General features: G+C 66.4%; 16 protein-coding genes and 1 pseudogene. 8 read left to right on the top strand and 9 right to left on the bottom strand.

Going from position 1 to position 17,819, the window contains the following annotated elements; genetic code table 11:
- The first annotated feature begins 323 nt into the window (after positions 1-323).
- The 3 genes from murJ to rpsT all read left to right on the top strand — a co-directional run bounded on the left by murJ (position 324) and on the right by rpsT (position 3,613).
- Positions 324-1,883: a murein biosynthesis integral membrane protein MurJ gene (gene murJ / locus A9973_RS16595; protein ID WP_183014827.1), complete on the top strand. Its 1,560-nt coding sequence runs from the start codon at positions 324-326 to the stop codon at positions 1,881-1,883.
- Between the two features lie 193 nt (positions 1,884-2,076).
- Entirely contained in the window at positions 2,077-3,039 is a 963-nt protein-coding gene (locus A9973_RS16590) for a FecR domain-containing protein (RefSeq protein ID WP_183014879.1), read from the top strand.
- A gap of 310 nt (positions 3,040-3,349) precedes the next feature.
- A complete protein-coding gene (gene rpsT / locus A9973_RS16585; protein ID WP_006225453.1) occupies positions 3,350-3,613 on the top strand; it encodes a 30S ribosomal protein S20 in 264 nt (87 codons plus the stop codon).
- Between the two features lie 123 nt (positions 3,614-3,736).
- On the opposite strand, the gene A9973_RS16580 is transcribed toward rpsT, so the two are convergent.
- Positions 3,737-4,663, bottom strand: a complete 927-nt coding sequence (locus A9973_RS16580; RefSeq protein WP_183014826.1) for a LysR family transcriptional regulator — start codon at positions 4,661-4,663, stop codon at positions 3,737-3,739.
- A gap of 113 nt (positions 4,664-4,776) precedes the next feature.
- Between A9973_RS16580 and lysA the strand changes: the two genes are divergently transcribed.
- Complete coding sequence (lysA, locus tag A9973_RS16575; RefSeq protein ID WP_183014825.1) at positions 4,777-6,009, top strand: diaminopimelate decarboxylase; 1,233 nt, start codon at positions 4,777-4,779, stop codon at positions 6,007-6,009.
- Positions 6,010-6,061: 52 nt separating this feature from the next.
- On the opposite strand, the gene garL is transcribed toward lysA, so the two are convergent.
- The 5 genes from garL to A9973_RS16550 all read right to left on the bottom strand — a co-directional run bounded on the left by garL (position 6,062) and on the right by A9973_RS16550 (position 10,946).
- Positions 6,062-6,829, bottom strand: coding sequence for a 2-dehydro-3-deoxyglucarate aldolase (gene garL, locus A9973_RS16570; RefSeq protein WP_183014824.1), 768 nt, complete (start codon positions 6,827-6,829; stop codon positions 6,062-6,064).
- Positions 6,830-6,895: 66 nt separating this feature from the next.
- On the bottom strand, positions 6,896-7,897 hold the full coding sequence (locus tag A9973_RS16565; protein ID WP_183014823.1) for a tripartite tricarboxylate transporter substrate binding protein: 1,002 nt from the start codon (positions 7,895-7,897) through the stop codon (positions 6,896-6,898).
- Between the two features lie 103 nt (positions 7,898-8,000).
- The gene (locus tag A9973_RS16560; RefSeq protein WP_183014822.1) at positions 8,001-9,113 is read right to left on the bottom strand and encodes an Ldh family oxidoreductase; all 1,113 of its coding nucleotides are present in this window, start codon (positions 9,111-9,113) and stop codon (positions 8,001-8,003) included.
- Between the two features lie 26 nt (positions 9,114-9,139).
- Positions 9,140-9,964, bottom strand: coding sequence for a FadR/GntR family transcriptional regulator (locus A9973_RS16555; protein WP_255469189.1), 825 nt, complete (start codon positions 9,962-9,964; stop codon positions 9,140-9,142).
- A gap of 52 nt (positions 9,965-10,016) precedes the next feature.
- Positions 10,017-10,946 carry a dihydrodipicolinate synthase family protein gene (locus A9973_RS16550; RefSeq protein ID WP_183014820.1) on the bottom strand — a complete coding sequence of 310 codons (930 nt, stop codon included), beginning with the start codon at positions 10,944-10,946 and terminating at the stop codon, positions 10,017-10,019.
- A 222-nt stretch (positions 10,947-11,168) separates the two neighbouring features.
- Between A9973_RS16550 and A9973_RS16545 the strand changes: the two genes are divergently transcribed.
- From A9973_RS16545 to A9973_RS16535, 3 genes are all read left to right on the top strand, one after another.
- On the top strand, positions 11,169-12,170 hold the full coding sequence (locus A9973_RS16545; RefSeq protein WP_183014819.1) for a tripartite tricarboxylate transporter substrate binding protein: 1,002 nt from the start codon (positions 11,169-11,171) through the stop codon (positions 12,168-12,170).
- A gap of 74 nt (positions 12,171-12,244) precedes the next feature.
- Positions 12,245-13,213: a tripartite tricarboxylate transporter substrate binding protein gene (locus A9973_RS16540; protein ID WP_183014818.1), complete on the top strand. Its 969-nt coding sequence runs from the start codon at positions 12,245-12,247 to the stop codon at positions 13,211-13,213.
- 102 nt (positions 13,214-13,315) lie between these two features.
- Complete coding sequence (locus A9973_RS16535; protein WP_183014878.1) at positions 13,316-14,272, top strand: 2-hydroxyacid dehydrogenase; 957 nt, start codon at positions 13,316-13,318, stop codon at positions 14,270-14,272.
- A 155-nt stretch (positions 14,273-14,427) separates the two neighbouring features.
- Here the strand turns inward: A9973_RS16535 and A9973_RS16530 are convergent, their stop codons facing one another.
- From A9973_RS16530 to radA, 3 genes are all read right to left on the bottom strand, one after another.
- Positions 14,428-14,667 (bottom strand): hypothetical protein, encoded by a 240-nt coding sequence (locus tag A9973_RS16530; protein ID WP_105556354.1) that lies wholly within the window; start codon positions 14,665-14,667, stop codon positions 14,428-14,430.
- Positions 14,668-14,821: 154 nt separating this feature from the next.
- Positions 14,822-15,601: a sulfite exporter TauE/SafE family protein gene (locus A9973_RS16525; protein ID WP_183014817.1), complete on the bottom strand. Its 780-nt coding sequence runs from the start codon at positions 15,599-15,601 to the stop codon at positions 14,822-14,824.
- Positions 15,602-15,695: 94 nt separating this feature from the next.
- On the bottom strand, positions 15,696-17,057 hold the full coding sequence (gene radA / locus A9973_RS16520; RefSeq protein ID WP_183014816.1) for a DNA repair protein RadA: 1,362 nt from the start codon (positions 17,055-17,057) through the stop codon (positions 15,696-15,698).
- Between the two features lie 427 nt (positions 17,058-17,484).
- On the opposite strand from radA, the pseudogene A9973_RS16515 reads away from it, so the two are divergent.
- Positions 17,485-17,819: pseudogene (locus A9973_RS16515) on the top strand (hypothetical protein); the annotation flags it as partial.

The raw sequence follows: 17,819 nt of genomic DNA, 5'->3' as shown, positions 1-17,819 counted from the left end.
GCACGCTTGCTGCCCCCCGAGGGGGCGCTTTTCCCCTTGGGGCGGCCCGGCGGAATATGATGCCCCCACGCGGCGCATGCTTCGCACGCTTGCTGCCCCCCGAGGGGGCGCTTTTCCCCTTGGGGCGGCCCGGCGGAATATGATGCCCCCACGCGGCGCATGCTTCGCACGCTTGCTGCCCCCCGAGGGGGCGCTTTTCCCCTTGGGGCGGCCCGGCGGGGAAAAGGCATTCTTACGCGAAGCGGTGCGTGGCGGGGCAATGCCCCTTTCAACGGGCATTGTGTTTTCGGGGCCAGCCGGCCCCTTTTTTACGTAGTCCATCCATGAGCCTGTTCCGTTCGGCGGCCACTGTCAGCAGCTTCACCCTGCTGTCCCGTATTTCCGGCCTGATCCGCGACATCCTGGTCGCCCGCGCCTTTGGCGCCGGCCCCATCACCGACGCCTTCTGGGTCGCCTTCCGCATCCCCAACCTGTTGCGGCGGCTGTTCGCCGAGGGCGCTTTCGCCCAGGCCTTCGTGCCCATCCTGGGCAGCGCGCGCAACAACCGCTCTGAAGAAGAGGTCCGCACCCTGCTGGACCGGGTGGCCCTGCTGTTGACGGCCACGCTGATGCTGATCACGCTGATCGGCATCGTGGCCGCTCCGTGGGTCGTGTCCGCCATGGCCAGCGGCCTGCGCGGCGCCGCCCGCGATACCGAATTCGGCGCCGCCGTCTGGATGACGCGGATGATGTTCCCCTACATCTTCTGCATGTCGCTGATCGCCTTCGCCTCGGGCGTGCTGAACACCTGGCGCCGTTTCGCCGTGCCGGCGTTCACGCCCGTGCTGCTGAACCTGGCCATGATCGCCGCCTGCATCTGGCTCGCGCCGCGCATGGACGTCCCGGTTTACGCCTTGGCCGTCGGCGTCATGATCGGCGGCGTGGCGCAACTGGCGGTGCAATGGGTCGCCCTGTCGCGGCTGGGACTCACTCCGCGCTTCTCCCTGCGTTTTCGCCAAGCGTGGGCCGACCCCACCGTGCAGCGCATCCTGAAGCAGATGGCGCCCGCCACGCTGGGCGTCTCGGTGGCGCAGATCTCCCTGCTGATCAACACCAACATCGCCACCTGGCTGACGCCGGGCAGCGTGACCTGGCTGTCGTTCGCCGACCGCCTGATGGAATTCCCCACCGCATTGCTGGGCGTCGCCCTGGGCACCGTGCTGCTGCCCAGCCTGTCGGCCGCCCACGCGCGGGACGACCACGGCGGCTACAGCGCCCTGCTGGACTGGGGCCTGCGCCTGGTACTGCTGCTGGGCCTGCCCGCCGCGGTGGGGATGGCACTGCTGTCGGACGGCCTGGTCGCCACCCTGTTCCACTATGGCGCGTTCGCCGCCCACGACGTGCTGCAGACCCGCCTGGCCGTGATTTCCTATTCCGTCGGCCTGATCGGCCTGCTGTCGGTGAAGATCCTGGCACCTGGCTTCTACGCCAAGCAGGACATCCGGACGCCGGTCAAGATCGCGATCGGCGTGCTGATCCTGACCCAGTTAATGAACGTGGCGCTGGTGCCGCTCATGGCCCATGCCGGCCTGGCCCTGGCCATCGGGCTGGGCGCCTGCCTGAACGCCCTGGCGCTGCTGATCGGCCTGCGCCGCCGCGGCGTCTATCAGCCCGCTCCCGGCTGGGCGGTGTTTGCCCTGCGCCTGATCCCGGCCCTGGCCGCGCTATCGGCGCTGCTGTGGTACGCCGACGGACGGATCGACTGGATCGCGCTGCAAGCCCATTCCGGCTTGCGAGCGGCGTGGCTGGGCGGCGTATTGGCCGCCAGCGGGCTGGTCTACTTCGGAACGTTGTTACTCTTTGGCTTCCGCCTTAAGGACTTTGGACGACGCCGTACCGGGTAATTTCGGCCCTTAGGGCACCTTCCCCACCAAAAAGCCGGCTTCAGCCGGCTTTTTTGCCGTAGATTCGTCAAGAATTGACAAGCGGGCCGTAATCTTTGGTAAAAAACCTTTATTATTTACAAATTGCCATCGAAAGGATCCCCGCCAGCACTGCATGCGGGATGATGAAGTGAAGTACGCCCAAGGACAACCCATGGCGGACCAGGTGATCAATTGGTTGCTGCTGCTGCGGTCCGGCAAAGCGACCGCGCAGGACTACAACGACTTCCTGGCGTGGCGTGCGGCTGACCCTGTCCATGAGAATGCCTGGCAACAGCTGACAGGCACGCTTTCAGGATCGACGTTCGGCCGCCTAGGCGATGCCTACCCCGCCGGGTACGCCGCCGAATCGCCCGCGCAGTCCCTGATCCCTCCGCCCCCGGCCCTCATGCCGGCCCGCCGCCGCTTTCTGACCGGCGCGCTGGCGCTCGCCAGTACCGGCGCCTGCGCCGCCTATGTCGGCAATGCCTTCTACCCCCTGAACAACGTCGCGGCGGATGCCGCCACGGCCACGGGCGAACGGCGCCGCTACGTGCTGTCGGACGGCAGCCAATTGTTGCTGGACGCCCGCAGCCGGGTCAACCTGGACTTCACGCCCGCCTACCGCCAGGTCCGCCTGCTGGATGGCGCCGTGACGGTCTCTGTCGCGCCCGATGCGCGCCGCCCGTTCCTGGTGCAGACCGCCGAAGGCACCGTGCGCGCGCTGGGCACCCGCTACATGGTGCGCCAGCAGGCGCAACGCACGGTCGTGGTGGTACACGAGCATGAAGTCGAGGTCGAAACCATGTCGGGCGCCCACGGTTCCGTGCGCGCCGGCACCGGTGCGCGCTTCGACGCGTCCCGCATGGATACCCCCCGCGCCGAGCTCATGGCGGAGGCGGCCTGGGAATCCGGCTGGGTCGACGCCCGCGGCCGCCCCCTGGCCGAAGTGATCGCCGCGCTGCGGCCCTATCGCACCGGCACGCTGCGCCTGTCGATGGCGGCCGGCGGCCTGCCCGTGTCCGGCCATTTCCCGCTGGACGACACCAATGCCGCGCTGAGCACGCTTGAAGACATGATGCCGATCAGCGTCCGGCGTTTCACGCCCTGGTTCGTGTCGATCAACGTCGCCGCCTGACAACGCTATGCCCCAGGCCTGTGCCTGCAGCCCGCTTCGTTGTATACTCAGTACCGTGTTTTTATCCAGTAGGCGCCGCGGGTTTTTCCTCAAGGCTTTTTGAGGACCATCCGCCAGGGTTGTCCAGCTAAGATTGCTCAAGTTTGGGAATATCTTTCCAGCGACGGGCTCTCCGGCCCAGGAACCTTACCCTTAGCGCCCCCCGCCCGGTTGACGGGCGCTCCATCGGTAGATCAAACATTAAAAGCTTGCAATCCCGCAGGGACTTGCTACAATGTTCGACTTTGCCGAATTCAACTTATATAGCAACATGGCCAATACCGCCCAAGCCCGCAAGCGCGCTCGCCAATCCGTTGAGCGCAACAAGCACAATTCCAGCCTGCGCTCGATGCTGCGCACCGCCATCAAGCGCGTTCGCCAATCCATCGCCGCTGGCGACAAGGCTTCGGCTGGCGAAGTGTTCCAGAAGGCCTCGAGCGTGATCGATCGCGTGGCTGACAAGAACATCATCCACAAGAACAAGGCCGCTCGCCACAAGAGCCGCCTGGCTGCCGCTATCAAGGCGCTGGCCTAAGATTCTGCCGCCCCTGCTTTTTGGGGCGTCATGAATACGGCAAATGAAGAAGGATGCCCCAGGGCATCCTTTTTTGTTGCCTGATTTGTTGCCTGATCAAAACGGCGCGGAAAGCGCTGCCCCCTATGCGCCATCTTGCGCCATGCGGGATGCCAGCTGGCGCTTGATCGCCTCGGCCGCGCCGGCAAGCGATGCCATGAACGCGTCCACCAGTGGATTGGCCGGACGATGTTCGGGAAACACCACGTTGACGCGAAACGGCAGCGACCGGCGCAACGGGCGGATATGCAGGCCGCGGCCCGCGAAATCCAACGCCGTCAACGGGTTCACGATCGCCAGGCCCAAGCCCTGGCGCACGAACGTGCACACGGACACGGCCGTGGGCGTCTCCACGATGGACCGGCGCAGCACGCCCGCCTCGGCAAAGGCTTCGTCGATCTGGATCCGGTAGGGATCGCTGGACGACAGACTGACGAAGGCATGCCCTTCAAAATCGGGAAGATCGATTTCCGGCTTCGCCAGCAGCGCGTGCCCGTCCGGCAGCACGCACACCTCATCCACCTGCAACAGCAACTGCACGCGCGTGCCGGCCGGCGCCGCATCGTGTTCCGTCAGCCCCAGGTCATAGCGCTGCGCGGTCAACCATTCCTCCAGGAACGGCGACTCCTGCGCCTCAAGCGACAGGCTGACGCCTGGATGCTCGTCATGGAACCGCCGGAACGCGTCGGGCAGGATGGAATGCGAGAACGCGGGCAACGCGATCACCGACAACTGCCCGCCCCGGAATGCCCGCAGCCGGGCCGCGGCGGACGCCACGCGCTCCAGGCCCGCGTAGGACTGCCGGATCTCGTCGTAAAGCGCCAACGCCGGCATGGTGGGCCGCAGGCGCCCATGCACGCGCTCGAACAGCGCAAAGCCGATGCCCTGCTCCATGCGCGCCAGCTCGCGGCTGACGGTGGGCTGCGAGGTGCTTAGCAGCTCGGCCGCCCGCGTCACGCTGCCGGCGATCATCACCGCCCGGAACACTTCGATATGCCGATGCGTCAGCATGCGCTACCCTATATCAGAAATGAATGGATCTTCTAAATATAAGCATTTTACTGGATGCCCCGGACCGGGCATCATGCCGCCTGGTTTCAATCCCCGATCAAGGTCCGCCCGACATGGCATTCGATCCGCGCCAACTCACCCAACTCGCCACCCAGCACGGCACGCCGCTGTGGGTGTACGACGCCGCCGTCATCCGCGAACGCATCGCGCAACTGCGCCGCTTCGACACCATCCGCTACGCGCAGAAAGCGTGCTCCAACCTGCACATCCTGCGCCTGATGCGCGAGGAAGGCGCGGTGGTCGACGCCGTATCGCTGGGCGAGATCGAACGCAGCCTGGCCGCGGGCTTTGACCCCAAAGGCGAACCCGAAGGCATGGTCTTCACCGCCGACCTGATCGACCACACCACGCTGGCCACCGTGCTGCGCCACGGCATCACGGTCAACGCCGGTTCACTGGACATGCTGGACCGCGTGGGCCAAGCGTCGCGCGGGCACCGTGTCTGGTTGCGCATCAACCCCGGCTTCGGCCACGGCCACAGCAACAAGACCAACACCGGCGGCCCGCAAAGCAAGCACGGCATCTGGATCGACGACGTGGCCGAAGCCATCTCCATCGTGCGCCGCCATGGCTTGAAGCTCGTCGGCGTCCACATGCACATCGGCTCGGGCGTCGATTACGGCCACCTGTCCAGCGTCTGCGACGCCATGGTCGACGTGGTGCGCTCGCTGGACCACGACCTGGAAGCGATCTCGGCGGGTGGCGGCTTGTCCATCCCGTACCGCGACGGCGAGCCGCGCATCGATTGCGACCACTATTTCGAGCAATGGGACGCGGCCCGCAAGCGCATCGAACAATTCCTGGGCCATCCGGTCCGGCTTGAGATCGAGCCCGGCCGTTTCCTGGTCGCCGAAGCCGGCGTGCTGGTGTCGGAAGTGCATTCGGTCAACCGCCGTCCCGAGCGCGACTTCGCGCTGGTGGACGCGGGCTTCAACGACTTGATGCGCCCGGCCATGTACGGCAGCTATCACCGCATTTCGGTGCATGCCCCGGACGGCTCGGCGCCGCAGGGCGTCGCCGAAACGCGCATCGCGGTCGCCGGCCCCCTGTGCGAATCGGGCGACGTATTCACGCAGGACGAAGGCGGCGTCATGTCCGCCCAGTTGCTGCCGCAGCCGCGCATCGGCGACATCATGGTGTTCCACAACGCGGGCGCCTATGGCTCGTCGATGTCATCCAACTACAACAGCCGGCCCCTGGCGCCGGAAGTGCTGCTGGACAACGGCGGCGCGCGGCTGATCCGGCGCCGCCAGACCGTCGGCGAACTGCTGGCGCTGGAAGAATAAGCACAAAGCCCCGCAACGAGTTGCGGGGCTTTCCTTTTTTGGGATGAACGCTTCAGGTCGGGAAGGCGTCGCGCAGCGCGAACGTCGCCTGTTTGAACACGCCCAGATCGGTCCCCACCGCGACGAAGTGCATCCCCATGTCCAGGTAGCGTCGCGCGTCCGCGTGCACCGGCGCCAGGATGCCCACGGCCTTGCCCTGGGCCGTCACGCGCTGATGCAGGTGGCGAATGGCCTCTTGCACTTCGGGGTGCCCCGGATTGCCGATATGGCCCAGCGCCGCGGCCAGGTCAGACGGTCCGATGAAGATGCCGTCCACGCCTTCGACCGACGCGATCTCATCGACGGCGTCGATGCCCGGCCGGCTTTCGATCTGCAGCAGCACGCAGATGTTGTCGTTGATGGTCTGCAGGTAGTCGGGCACCGTGCCGTAGCGGTTGCTGCGCTGCGCGCCGGCCACGCCGCGGATGCCTTGCGGCGGATAGCGGGTCGCGGCCACGGCCAGGCGTGCGTCGGCCTCCGACTCGATGAACGGGATCAGCAGGTTGTAGAAGCCGATGTCCAGCAGGCGCTTGATCTGCACCGGATCGTTCCACGACGGCCGGCCCACGGCGGCGCTGGCACTGCCCTGCAGGGCTTGCAGCTGCTGCAGGAACATCGGCACTTCGTTGGGCGAATGCTCGCCGTCCAGAAGCAGCCAGTCGAAATCCGCCAGTCCGACCAGCTCGGCCGTGATGTGGCTGGACATGCACATCCAGAATCCGATGAGCCGTTCGCGTGCCAGGATGCGTTGCCGGAAACGGTTGGGTAAGGGAGAGTTCATTGCCGCCTTCATTTTTTTCAAAAGAAATTCGGATACCCGCCGGGCCCAGACCCGGCGGCACAGCCGTTAATCCATCCGGGCGCCGGACGCCTTCGCGGCCTTGCCCCACTTCGTGATTTCGTTGTCGACAAACGCCGAGAACGATTTCGGATCATCGCCCACCACCACGAAGCCCACGCTTTCCAGCTTCTGCCGGATCTCGGGCGACGCCAGTGCCTTCACCGTGGCCTGGTTCAGCCGCTGGATGACCGCGGGCGGTGTCTTGGCAGGCGCGGACAGGCCGAACCACGATTCGGCCGCAAAGCCCGGATAGCCCGATTCGGCCACCGTCGGCGTATCGGGATACGCGGGATTGCGCTTGGGGCTGGCGACCGCCAGCGCGCGCAGCTTGCCGGAGGTCACCTGCGGCAACAGCGTGTCCTGGTTCAGGAACATCACCGCGACACGCCCGCCGATCATATCGGTGATGGCGGCGGCGCCGCCCTTGTACGGCACGTGCACCAGATCGATCTTGGCGTCCTGCTCCAGCATTTCCATGGCCAGGTGGCCCGACGAGCCGCTGCCCGAACTGGCATGCGTGTACTTGCCCGGGTTATCGCGCGCCAGCCGGATGAAATCCGCAAACGTCTTGCCTGGAAACTCCATGTTGGCGACCAGCACGTTGGGGCCGGTCGCCAGCAGCGAGATATGCGCGAAGTCGCTGTCGCTATAGGGCATCTTCTGGTAGATCGCGTAGCTGATCGCGTTGGACCCCACGCCCGACAGCAGCAAGGTATAGCCGTCCGGCTCGGCCTTGGCGACGGCATCCGAGCCGATGTTGCCGTTGGCGCCGCCCTTGTTCTCGACGATGACGCTTTGGCCCAATTCCTTGGATAGCTCGGCCGCCAGCAAGCGGCCCACGGAATCCGTGCTGCCGCCGGCCGGGAAGGGCACGACCAGCTTGACGGGCTTCGCGGGCCAGGCGCCGGCTTGCGCCGTCGCGGCCCCGGGCAGCAGGGTCAGCGCCCCGGCCGCCGCAGCGGCCAGGATGGCAAGGCGCCTGCGCGCCACGGGTTGGTTCTGTCGCATGGTTGTCTCCTCATGGTTTCTTATCGCGTTATCGCCCGGTGTCCGGGTCTGTGCTTGGCGTTCGATGCGGTGCGGCCGCATCATCCGGTTCAAACCCGCCGGTTCAAATATCCTCCAGCAGATACGGCGCGCCGGCGCGTTCGCAGATGCCGCGCAGGCGTTCGGCCAGCGCAGCCGATATGGGAATGCCCTGGCGCAACCGCTGCGCGCGTTCGGCCGCCTCGGGTTCACCGGCCACCAGCACCGGTTCATCCTCGTTGGCGGGCGGCGTGTCGTGCAGCGCGTCGATCATGTCGTCCATATCGGATTCGAACGAGCCCGCGGCGCGGAACGCGTCGGGATTCAGCGCCAGGAAGAAATGCCCCACGTCGTCCGGTTCCCCGGGACGGCGGGTGGGCGCGCGGCGCGCCGCGAACGCGCTGCCGCTGAGCGTGCCGCCCAGGATCTGCGCCATCATCGCCAGGCCGTAACCCTTGTGGCTGCTCATCGCGGACGTGCCGCCCAACGGCGTCAGCCCGCCTTCGGGGCGCTTGAAGATGAACTGCATCGCGGCGTCGGCATCGGTGACTGCCGCGCCCTGCCCGTCGATGGCCCAGCCCGCCGGCAACGGTTTGTCCAGGAAATCGTAGACCTTGACCTTGTTGGCCGCGACCGTGGTCGTCGCCATGTCCAGCACGAAGGGCTCGTTGTGGGCCGCGGGCGCGCCGAACGCGATGGGGTTGGTACCCAGCATGGGCATGGCGCCGCGCGTGGGCACCATGATGATGCCGTTGGCGCTGCTGGTGACCAGCCCGACCACGCCGCGCTGCACCGCGATGCGCGCATACACGCCGGCCGCGCCGAAGTGATGCGAATTGCAGACGGACACCGCGCCCACGCCGTGCTCCAGGGCCTTGTCGACCGCCAGGTGCATGGCCTGCGACGCCACCGGATAGCCCAAGCCGCCCATACCGTCAATCAAGGCGCTGGCTCCGCTGTCGCGCAGCACCCGCGCGCGGGCGTCCAGCCGCAACGAACCCGCGCGCCATTTTTCCTCGTACGCCGGCAGCATCGAAATGCCATGCGAATCGATGCCCAGCAGATCCGTCTGCGCCATCAGGCCCGCTGTAGTGTGCGCCAGGTCTTCGTCCATGCCCCAGGCTTGCAGCACCTGCAGGATCTGTTCGCGCACTTGCTCGACCGGCACGTTTTTCGCTATTGCTCCATTGCCTTGCACTCGTTGTCTCCGTTGCGTGATTGATGTCAGTCGCGCTCGCGGTCCACCAACCGGTGGCGCGCCTGCCCCAGATGGAATTGCATGGCGACGCGCGCGCGTTCGCTGTCTTGTTCGCGGATGGCGTCCAGGATGGTCGCGTGCTCGTCCACGACGCGTTGCGCGCGCTGCCGGGAACCGGTGCGCGTCAGGCTGAGCGTCAGTCGCATGAAACCGTTGATGGATTCGTGGATGCTTTCCAGCACCCCCAGATAGAAGTCGTTGCCGCTGGCCTCGGCGATGCTGGCGTGAAACGCCAGGTCGGCCTCGGGCGATACCTGGCCGTGCGTCAGGCTGTCGGCGAACGCCGCATGCGCATCGGCGATCTTCTTCAGCTGTTCGTCCGTGCGGCGCAGCGCGGCCAAGCGGGCCGCGTCGCCTTCCAGCGCCACCCGCACCTCTTGCGCGCGCAGATAGGCGCTGACGTTCTGCACGTCGTTGAAGGTCTTCAGGCGCGGCGCGGGTTGATGGCTGACGAACGTTCCCAGCCCCTGATGCGCGGTGATCAGGCCGTCGGCGCGCAGGCGCAGCAACGCCTCGCGCACGACGGGCCGCGACACGCCGAAACGTTCAGAGATCTCGTTTTCGGATGGCAGCTTGTCGCCGACGTTCAGTCCGCCGGACACGATCTGTTCGAAAATCTGCCCGAAGACCTGATCCGCCAGCCGCACCCGGTGCCCGCGTTCGAGCAGGGGCGAACCTGGCGCGTCGGATTCGACTGGCGCCTGCGGCTCGGATGACGTTGATGCTTTGGATCGGGCCACGAAACCTCCTGAGTGCTTAGGCCTGTTCACCACGCGGGGAACAGCGCCCATCGTAACGCCAACAGACGGCCCGACGGGAGGATCGCGGCCGCCGCGTCCACGGTCAGGCCGCCACGGCTTCCTTGTCCCACGCCGCCAGCGCCCGCGCGACGGGCGCCACGCGTTCACGCTCCGCGCTGGAAATGCCGGTCAACAGCGGCAGCATCGGGCCCATGTCCGCCACGCCCGACAGGGTCACGGCGTCGTGCAGCACGCGGATCGGGCTGATGCCGTCGCGGCAGTCTTCCAACCCCAGGTAATGCTCGCGCACCGCCTCGGCTTCGTCGTAACGGCCTTCGCGCAGCAGATGAAGCAGGCGCATCGACCCGCGCGGCGCCACGCAGACCGAGCCCGACGTGAAGCTCTTCAGCCCGAAGTCGCGGTAATGGACGATGGCCGGACGTTCGCCGATGCCGCTGACGATCCAGCGCGCATCCACCGCCTGCAGCAGGGACGACAGGTACGCGTCCTTCGCCGGGTTCTCGCGCACGACGGCGTACTTGAATGCGGCGATGCGACCTTCCTCGATCAGGCGCGCAGCCGTCTCCGGCGCCAGATAGTCCGCCGACTTGATGTAGACGACGGCGGGCTTGCCCAGCGCATCGGTGAACCGCCGCACGCCATCGGCCAGCCCGGCGTCCGTGTACGGGAACGACATGGGCAGCAGCATGGCCGTGGGAAACGGCCGCGAACGCAGGATCGCCGCCTGATCCATCATCTTGCCGTAGTCGGGCCCGACCGACGGCAGGATCCACGTATCCGACCCCGCCAGGCCCGCCAGCATGTCCACGATACGCGCGTATTCGCTCACGCCCACGTTGTAGAAGTTGGCGTTGCCGCCGTACATCACATTGCGCACGCCACCCGCTTCCAGATGACCCAGCAACGCCTTGTTGGCGGCTTCGTTCAGGGAAAGGTCGTCGTGGCGGGCCAACGGCGGCACGGCAATCACCGAACGCTGCAAGTCCTGGGCGGATACCGGGGAAGTTTTCATGGATGGGGCTCCTGGCTGATCCAGTTGTCAGATAAGTAAGGTGAAAAAAGTATACTTGGTTGACAACCATAAGCTCAATACCTATATTTGTTTGACAAGTAAGACGGCAGCAAAACGCAGGGTGCCGCGCGCGCCTTGCGCGCTTCACGCCTCGGGCGACGCCAGGGGCGGAATTCCTCACAATCGATGCGCGGCCACGCGCACACCAAGGAGACACGTTCCATGCAAGCAGCCCCCCTGCGCAGCCGGTGGCTCACCGCCGCCATGCTGACCGCCACCGCCTTCCTGCTGCCGGCGGCCCCCGCGCTGGCCGACTACCCCGAACGCGACGTGAAGATCATCGTGCCCTTCCCCGCCGGCGGCACAGCCGACATCGCCGCGCGTGTCGTGGCCGCCGAACTGGGCAAGAGCTGGAACAAGTCGGTGGTGGTGGACAACAAGGCGGGCGCGGGCGGCAACGTCGGCTCGGCGGAAGCGGCGCGCGCCCCGGCCGACGGCTACACGCTGCTGATGGGCACTGTCAGCACGCATGCGATCAACCAGTCCGTCTACGCCAAGCTGCCGTATGACCCGGTCAAGGACTTCGTCCCCGTGACGCTCGTCATCCCGGTGCCGAACATCCTTGAGCTGAATCCGAAATTCGCCGACAAGCACGGCATCCGCACCGTGGCGGACCTGATCAAGTACCTGAAGGCCAACCCCGACAGCGTCAACATGGCCTCCACTGGCAACGGCACCTCCACGCACCTGTCCGGCGAGCTGTTCCAGAGCATGACGGGCACTCGCATGACGCACGTGCCGTACAAGGGCAGCAGCCCCGCGCTGACCGATGTGATGGGCGGTTCCGCCGACCTGATCTTCGATAACCTGCCGTCATCCATGGGCTACATCAAGGGCGGCAAGCTGCGTCCGCTGGCGGTCACCACCGCCGCGCGCTCGCCCGCCCTGCCCGACGTGCCCACGATGGCCGAAGCCGGCGTGAAGGGCTACGAGGCCTCCAGCTGGTTCGGGCTGCTGGCGCCTGCCGGCACGCCGCCCGCCATCGTTGACAAGATCCAGCGCGACGTGGCGGCCGCGTTGCAGCAAGAGCCCGTGCGCGCGCAATTGCAGGCCCAGGGCGCCACGCCCTCGGGCAACACGCCGGCGCAATTCAAACAGTTCATGGCGCAAGAGACCGTGAAGTGGGCGGAAGTCGTGAAAACATCCGGCGCCAAGGTCGACTGACCTGGCGCAGATCCAGGCCCGCGCGCAACGCGTGAGCGGCGGGCTTCCCATCATCACGCGAACCAGGAGACAACATGCATAAACTGATCTGCGCCATCGCGGCGGGCGCCGCCCTGCTTGGCGGGCCGGCGGTCCAGGCCGCCGGCTACCCCGAAAAGCCCGTCACCATGATCGTGCCGTTCGTGCCGGGCGGCTCGTCCGACATCACCGCGCGCTCGGTCACCCCCGCGCTGTCCAAGCTGCTGGGCCAGACCTTCGTGGTCGAGAACAAGCCGGGCGCCAACAGCGCCATCGGCGCGCAAGCCCTGGCCCGCAGCACGCCTGACGGCTACACCATGATGGTGGGCTCGATCGGCACCTTCGCCATCAACGAAGCGCTCTACAAGAACCTGTCGTACAACCCCAGCAAGGATTTCGAATACCTGACCCAGGCCGTGCGCAATCCCAACGTGCTGGTCGCCGCCACTTCCTTTCCCGCCGGCACCGTGGCCGAACTGGTCGATTACGCGAAGAAGCATCCCGGCGCCGTCTCCTATGCCTCATCGGGCACGGGCTCTTCTGACCACCTGTCCGCCGTGCTGTTCCGCCAGCGCACGGACAGCACCGGCGTGGATGTGCCCTACAAGGGCGGCGGCGCCGCCATCGCCGACCTGATCGGCGGGCAGGTCAACGTGTCGTTCCAGAACCTGGGCGCGGTGCAGAACCACATCAAGGCCGGCAAGCTGAAAGCCCTGGCCATCACGGGCGATGCGCGCACGCCCGACCTGCCGGACGTGCCCACGCTGGGCGAGGCCGGCATCAAGGACATGGTGGTGTATTCCTGGCAGGGGTTCGCGGTGCCCAAGGGCACGCCGCCCGCCGTGGTGCAGCAACTGTCCAAGGCCCTGCAGACCGCGTTGCGCGATCCGAAGACCGAACAGACGCTGCAGGGCCTGGGCTTCGAAGTGGTGGCCAACACGCCTCAGCAGTTCACCTCGTTCCAGCAAGGCGAGGTCAAGCGCTGGAAGGACGTGATCCAGAAGGCCAACATTCAGCTCGAATAGGCGCCTGCATCCGGTCAAGGGGGTGCCTGGGGCATCCCCTCAGCGGATTTCAAGGACGAATCAAGTAGCATGACCGTTTTCGCCACCCACCCGTACGACAACATGACCACTAAGCATCGCATCATCCAGGTCGGCTCGCTGGCCGGCTCCCCCTCCGCCAACAAGAACCTCGCAGACCGGTACGACGTGGTGGAGCTGTGGAAATTCCCCGACCGCCAGGCCGCGCTGGCCGAACACGGCAAGGGCATCACGGCCGTCGTCACGTCGGCCAACTTCGGCGCCAACGCCGAACTCATCAACGCCCTGCCCGACTTGAAGGCGATCTGCAGCTGGGGCGTGGGCTACGAGACCATCGACGTGGACGCGGCGCGCAAGCGCGGCGTGCAGGTCAGCAATACGCCGGACGTGTTGACGGACTGCGTGGCGGACCTGGCCTGGGGCCTCTTGATCGCCGGCGCCCGCCGCATGGGCCAGGGCGAACGGTTCGTGCGCGCCGGCCAGTGGGGCCAGGTGCACGGCAGCATCCCGCTGGGCCAGCGCGTCAGCGGCAAGAAGCTGGGCATCGTGGGACTGGGCCGCATCGGCGAAGCCATCGCCAAGCGCGGCATCGGGTTCGACATGGATGTGCGCTATCACAACCGCCGCAAGCGCGACGACATCACCTATGGCTACGAGGCCTCGCTGGTCGATCTGGCCGCCTGGGCCGACTTCCTGATCGTGGCCACCGTGGGCGGCCCCAGCACGCGCCATCTGGTGAATCAGCCGGTGCTGGAAGCGCTGGGCCCCAAGGGCATCATCGTCAACATCGCGCGCGGTCCGGTCATCGATGAAACCGCGCTTGTGGCGGCGCTGGAATCCGGCAAGCTGGGCTGCGCCGCGCTGGACGTGTTCGAACATGAACCCAAGGTGCCTGAAGCCCTGGCCAAGAGCGACAACGCAGTCGTCCTGCCGCACATCGGCAGCGCCACGCTGGAAACGCGCCTTGCCATGGAGAACATGATGCTGGACAACCTTCAGGCCTACTTCGACACCGGCCGGGTGATCACGCCCGTGGAATGACGCCGCGTTGCGCCGCGGCAGCGTGGCGGCGCACACATGATGCAGAAACGAAAAAGCCTCCCGGTGCCCATACCGGGAGGCTTTCGACTTTCCGGCCCCGGAGGGTCGGCAGTCTTCCTGCAAAGGAACTACGTCGGGCTTGAAAAGCCCCCTGCTTACTTCGCCGGCGTCGTGGCGCCGGAATGGTCCATCTTCGATGCGGTGCCCGATTTGGCGGCCGCCGGTTTGGCGGACGTCTTGTCGGACTTGTGATGCTTGTGCTGCGCCTGGGTCTTGGTATCGCCCGCCTTGGCCGAGGCATCGGCGCCCGCCGCGAACGCCGAAGGCGCAGCAGCAAGACCGAGGCACAAGGCCGAGGTGGACAAGAACGCAGCGATACGGGAGTGAGTCGTCATTTCATGAACTCCTGAATGCAAAAGGCCGAAGCCTCTTTCGACACGGGGCGGCAACATCGCCGCTTACCCCGTACTCCGTTTGAAGCCAGCCCATCCAGAAGGTTCAACACGGAACCATAAACTTTCGGACGCTAACGTTTGCTAATACGCCGCGTCAGGCTTCGAACGCCAGCAGCCCCACGGTGGCGAACAGCATCAGCGCAAAGCAGATTCTCAGCTTGCGTTCAGGAAGCCGGTACGCGAGCTTCACACCAATGGGAACGAACAGCAGGCTGCCGATGGCCAGCGGCACGCCAACCATCCAATCCGCCTGCCCCGCCCACGCATACGTGATCAGCGCGATGGTCGACCCGGGGATCACCATGCTCAGCGCCAAGGCCTGCGCGGTGGTTTGCGGCAACCGGAACACCGAGGTGATGATGGGCACGGCCAGCACCGCGCCGCCTACGCCGAAGAATCCGCCCAACGTGCCGCACAGCATGCCCAGCACGCTGGCGCGACGCGGCGTGAAGACCGGCGCCTCGCGCGGATCGGCCTTCGGACGCCGCGAAGCCGGACGCATGGCGCGGTATGTCTGCCAGACGTAGAACAGGGCAATGAAGAACAGGAACACGGCGAAGCTCTGGCGCAGCACGCTGGAATCGATGCCCAACGCCAGTCGCGCGCCCACCCAGGTGAAGACCACGGCACCGGCCGCGCCGGCCGCCGCAACGCGTTTGTCGATCCGCGTTTGCTGGTTGTACTTGCGCACGGCCATCGTGATGGCGGGCAGCACCATGATCAGCGCCGTGCCTTGCGCCAGCTGCTGCGACATCCCCATCAAGAGCACCAGCGCCGGGATGGCGATGAGTCCCCCCCCGATGCCCAGCACGCCGCCCATGAAACCGATCAGACCACCCGCGGCGAGGCACGCGGCGATAACAAACAGACTCACGTCTTGCTCCAGCAGACCCGGCCTTGTCCAGGAAGGGCGATTCGAAAAAGGGAAGTTCAAGCAGCCCGGGTCCGGCTGCCGCCGGACCGCGATGTCAACGCAATTTGTCCAGTGCCGCGTCCAGGCGGTCCACCGCCCAGATCTCCAGCCCTTCGATGGGCTGGCGCGGCGCGTTGGCCTTGGGGATCAACGCAATGGAGAAGCCCAGCTTGGCCGCTTCACGCAGCCGTTCCTGGCCGCGCGGCGCCGGCCGGATCTCGCCCGCCAGGCCGACCTCGCCGAAGGCGATCAGGCCGCGCGGCAGCGGCTTGTCCCGCAGCGACGACATGATGGCCAGCAGCACCGGCAAGTCCGCCGCCGGCTCCGTGATGCGCACCCCGCCCACCGCGTTGACGAAGACGTCCTGATCGAAGGTGGTGACGCCAGCGTGCCGGTGCAGCACCGCCAGCAGCATGGCCAGCCGGTTGCCTTCCAGGCCGACCGTCAGGCGGCGCGGGTTGGGCGCGTGGGAACTGTCGACCAGCGCCTGGATTTCCACCAGCAGCGGCCGCGTACCCTCTTGCGTGGCCATCACGCAAGAACCGGCCACCTGCTGCTCATGCTGCGACAGGAACAGCGCTGACGGATTGGCCACGCCGCGCAGGCCGCGGTCGGTCATCGCGAAGACGCCCAGTTCGTTCACCGCGCCGAAGCGGTTCTTGAACGCGCGCACCAGCCGGAACGACGAATGCGTGTCGCCTTCGAAATACAGCACCGTGTCCACGATATGCTCCAGCACGCGCGGTCCAGCCAGCGCGCCGTCTTTCGTGACGTGGCCGATCATGACGATGGCGATCCCCGTCTGTTTGGCCAGCCGCGTGAGTTGCGCCGCGCATTCCCTCACTTGCGACACCGAGCCGGGCGCCGCGCTGAGTTCGCCGCTGTACAACGTCTGGATCGAGTCGATCACGGCGACGGTCGGCTTCTGCTCGGACACCGCGGCCTGGATGGCCTCCAGCCGGATCTCGGCCAACAGGTTCACATTGCCGGTCTCCAGGTCCAGCCGGCGGGCGCGCAACGCGACCTGCTCGGCGGATTCCTCGCCCGTGACATACAGGACGTTGGCGCTCTGGGACATCGACGCCAGCGCCTGCAGCAGCAGCGTGGACTTGCCGATGCCCGGATCGCCACCGATCAGCACTACGGCGCCGGCCACCAGGCCGCCGCCCAGCACGCGGTCGAACTCGTCCAGGCCGGTGGGCTGGCGCGGCGTTTCGCGGGCTTCGATTTCAGACAGGCTGCGCACGGGGCTGGCCGAGGCCAGCGGCGCGTAGCGGTGCGCCGCCGCCGCAGGCGTCGACGATTCCACCGTTTCTTCCAGGGTGTTCCAGGCGTTGCAATGCGGGCATTTGCCCTGCCACTTCGGGGTGGTGCCGCCGCAGTCGGCGCACACGTATACGGTTCGGGATTTGGCCATGCGCGAAAGTGTACCGGCAACCCGTCTTTCCAGCGCGCGGCGCGCGCGCCAAAAAGCGCATCCTCCGCCCGGATGGCGCCGTCCCGGCGCATGAATCTGTCATTTCGCTTTCACTAACGGGGACGGTCCAAAGTTACATCATGCAAATAGAAGAAATTCCCTGGCGGATTTCCACAAATCGCGCATAATCAACGGGTGCAGCGCATTGTCGAACCGTCCGGTCAGGACGGCATACCCGGCGCCGAACGCCCTTCGCGGGCGCAGCAACGGGAATCGCGGCGCAATCGCCCTGCGGTCTTTGCCGAGGCCGCATAAACCGGAACAAGACCCTAGCCACGACGAGACTGCCGGACCACCGGCGCGGCGCCCAGCAAAGGTCAAACGCGGATACGTCCTGCCACCGGCCGTATGCGCGAGGAGTACGCGCATGAGCATTACCTATCGCCCCCCTTTCGATGAAGACGATGAACGGGATCTGCGCGCCCTGTACCGTAAGCCCAGACCCGGAACCAGTCCCGAACTTGACGCGGCCGTGCGCCGTACCTGGCACCCTGGCCACAGCTGGCATCCCGGCTGGGCCGCGGCCGCTTGCGCCGCGATGGTGGCCGGCCTGTTCGCCTGGACCGATATGCGCGAAAGCGCCGACATGCAGGAAGTGACGGCGCAACTGGCCGCCCCCCACGAAGTCGGCACCAGCGCCGAACGCTCACCCGCCCCGGCGCCTGCCCCCGTCGCATTGGCTGAAGTCAGCCAGCCCCAGGT

It is taken from the genome of Achromobacter sp. UMC46, from assembly GCF_014170335.1.
Classification (GTDB): Bacteria; Pseudomonadota; Gammaproteobacteria; order Burkholderiales; family Burkholderiaceae_B; genus Achromobacter.
This window is presented reverse-complemented; position numbering and strand designations above follow the sequence as displayed.

Bases quoted from the DNA above. Each gene is read 5' to 3' on its own strand.
- rpsT (WP_006225453.1), top strand. From the start codon at position 3,350: ATGGCCAATACCGCCCAAGCCCGCAAGCGCGCTCGCCAATCCGTTGAG.
- murJ (WP_183014827.1), top strand. From the start codon at position 324: ATGAGCCTGTTCCGTTCGGCGGCCACTGTCAGCAGCTTCACCCTGCTG.
- A9973_RS16535 (WP_183014878.1), top strand. From the start codon at position 13,316: ATGACCACTAAGCATCGCATCATCCAGGTCGGCTCGCTGGCCGGCTCC.
- A9973_RS16540 (WP_183014818.1), top strand. From the start codon at position 12,245: ATGCATAAACTGATCTGCGCCATCGCGGCGGGCGCCGCCCTGCTTGGC.
- A9973_RS16590 (WP_183014879.1), top strand. From the start codon at position 2,077: ATGGCGGACCAGGTGATCAATTGGTTGCTGCTGCTGCGGTCCGGCAAA.
- A9973_RS16565 (WP_183014823.1), bottom strand. From the start codon at position 7,897: ATGCGACAGAACCAACCCGTGGCGCGCAGGCGCCTTGCCATCCTGGCC.
- radA (WP_183014816.1), bottom strand. From the start codon at position 17,057: ATGGCCAAATCCCGAACCGTATACGTGTGCGCCGACTGCGGCGGCACC.
- garL (WP_183014824.1), bottom strand. From the start codon at position 6,829: ATGAACTCTCCCTTACCCAACCGTTTCCGGCAACGCATCCTGGCACGC.
- A9973_RS16530 (WP_105556354.1), bottom strand. From the start codon at position 14,667: ATGACGACTCACTCCCGTATCGCTGCGTTCTTGTCCACCTCGGCCTTG.
- A9973_RS16545 (WP_183014819.1), top strand. From the start codon at position 11,169: ATGCAAGCAGCCCCCCTGCGCAGCCGGTGGCTCACCGCCGCCATGCTG.
- lysA (WP_183014825.1), top strand. From the start codon at position 4,777: ATGGCATTCGATCCGCGCCAACTCACCCAACTCGCCACCCAGCACGGC.
- A9973_RS16555 (WP_255469189.1), bottom strand. From the start codon at position 9,964: ATGGGCGCTGTTCCCCGCGTGGTGAACAGGCCTAAGCACTCAGGAGGT.
- A9973_RS16550 (WP_183014820.1), bottom strand. From the start codon at position 10,946: ATGAAAACTTCCCCGGTATCCGCCCAGGACTTGCAGCGTTCGGTGATT.
- A9973_RS16580 (WP_183014826.1), bottom strand. From the start codon at position 4,663: ATGCTGACGCATCGGCATATCGAAGTGTTCCGGGCGGTGATGATCGCC.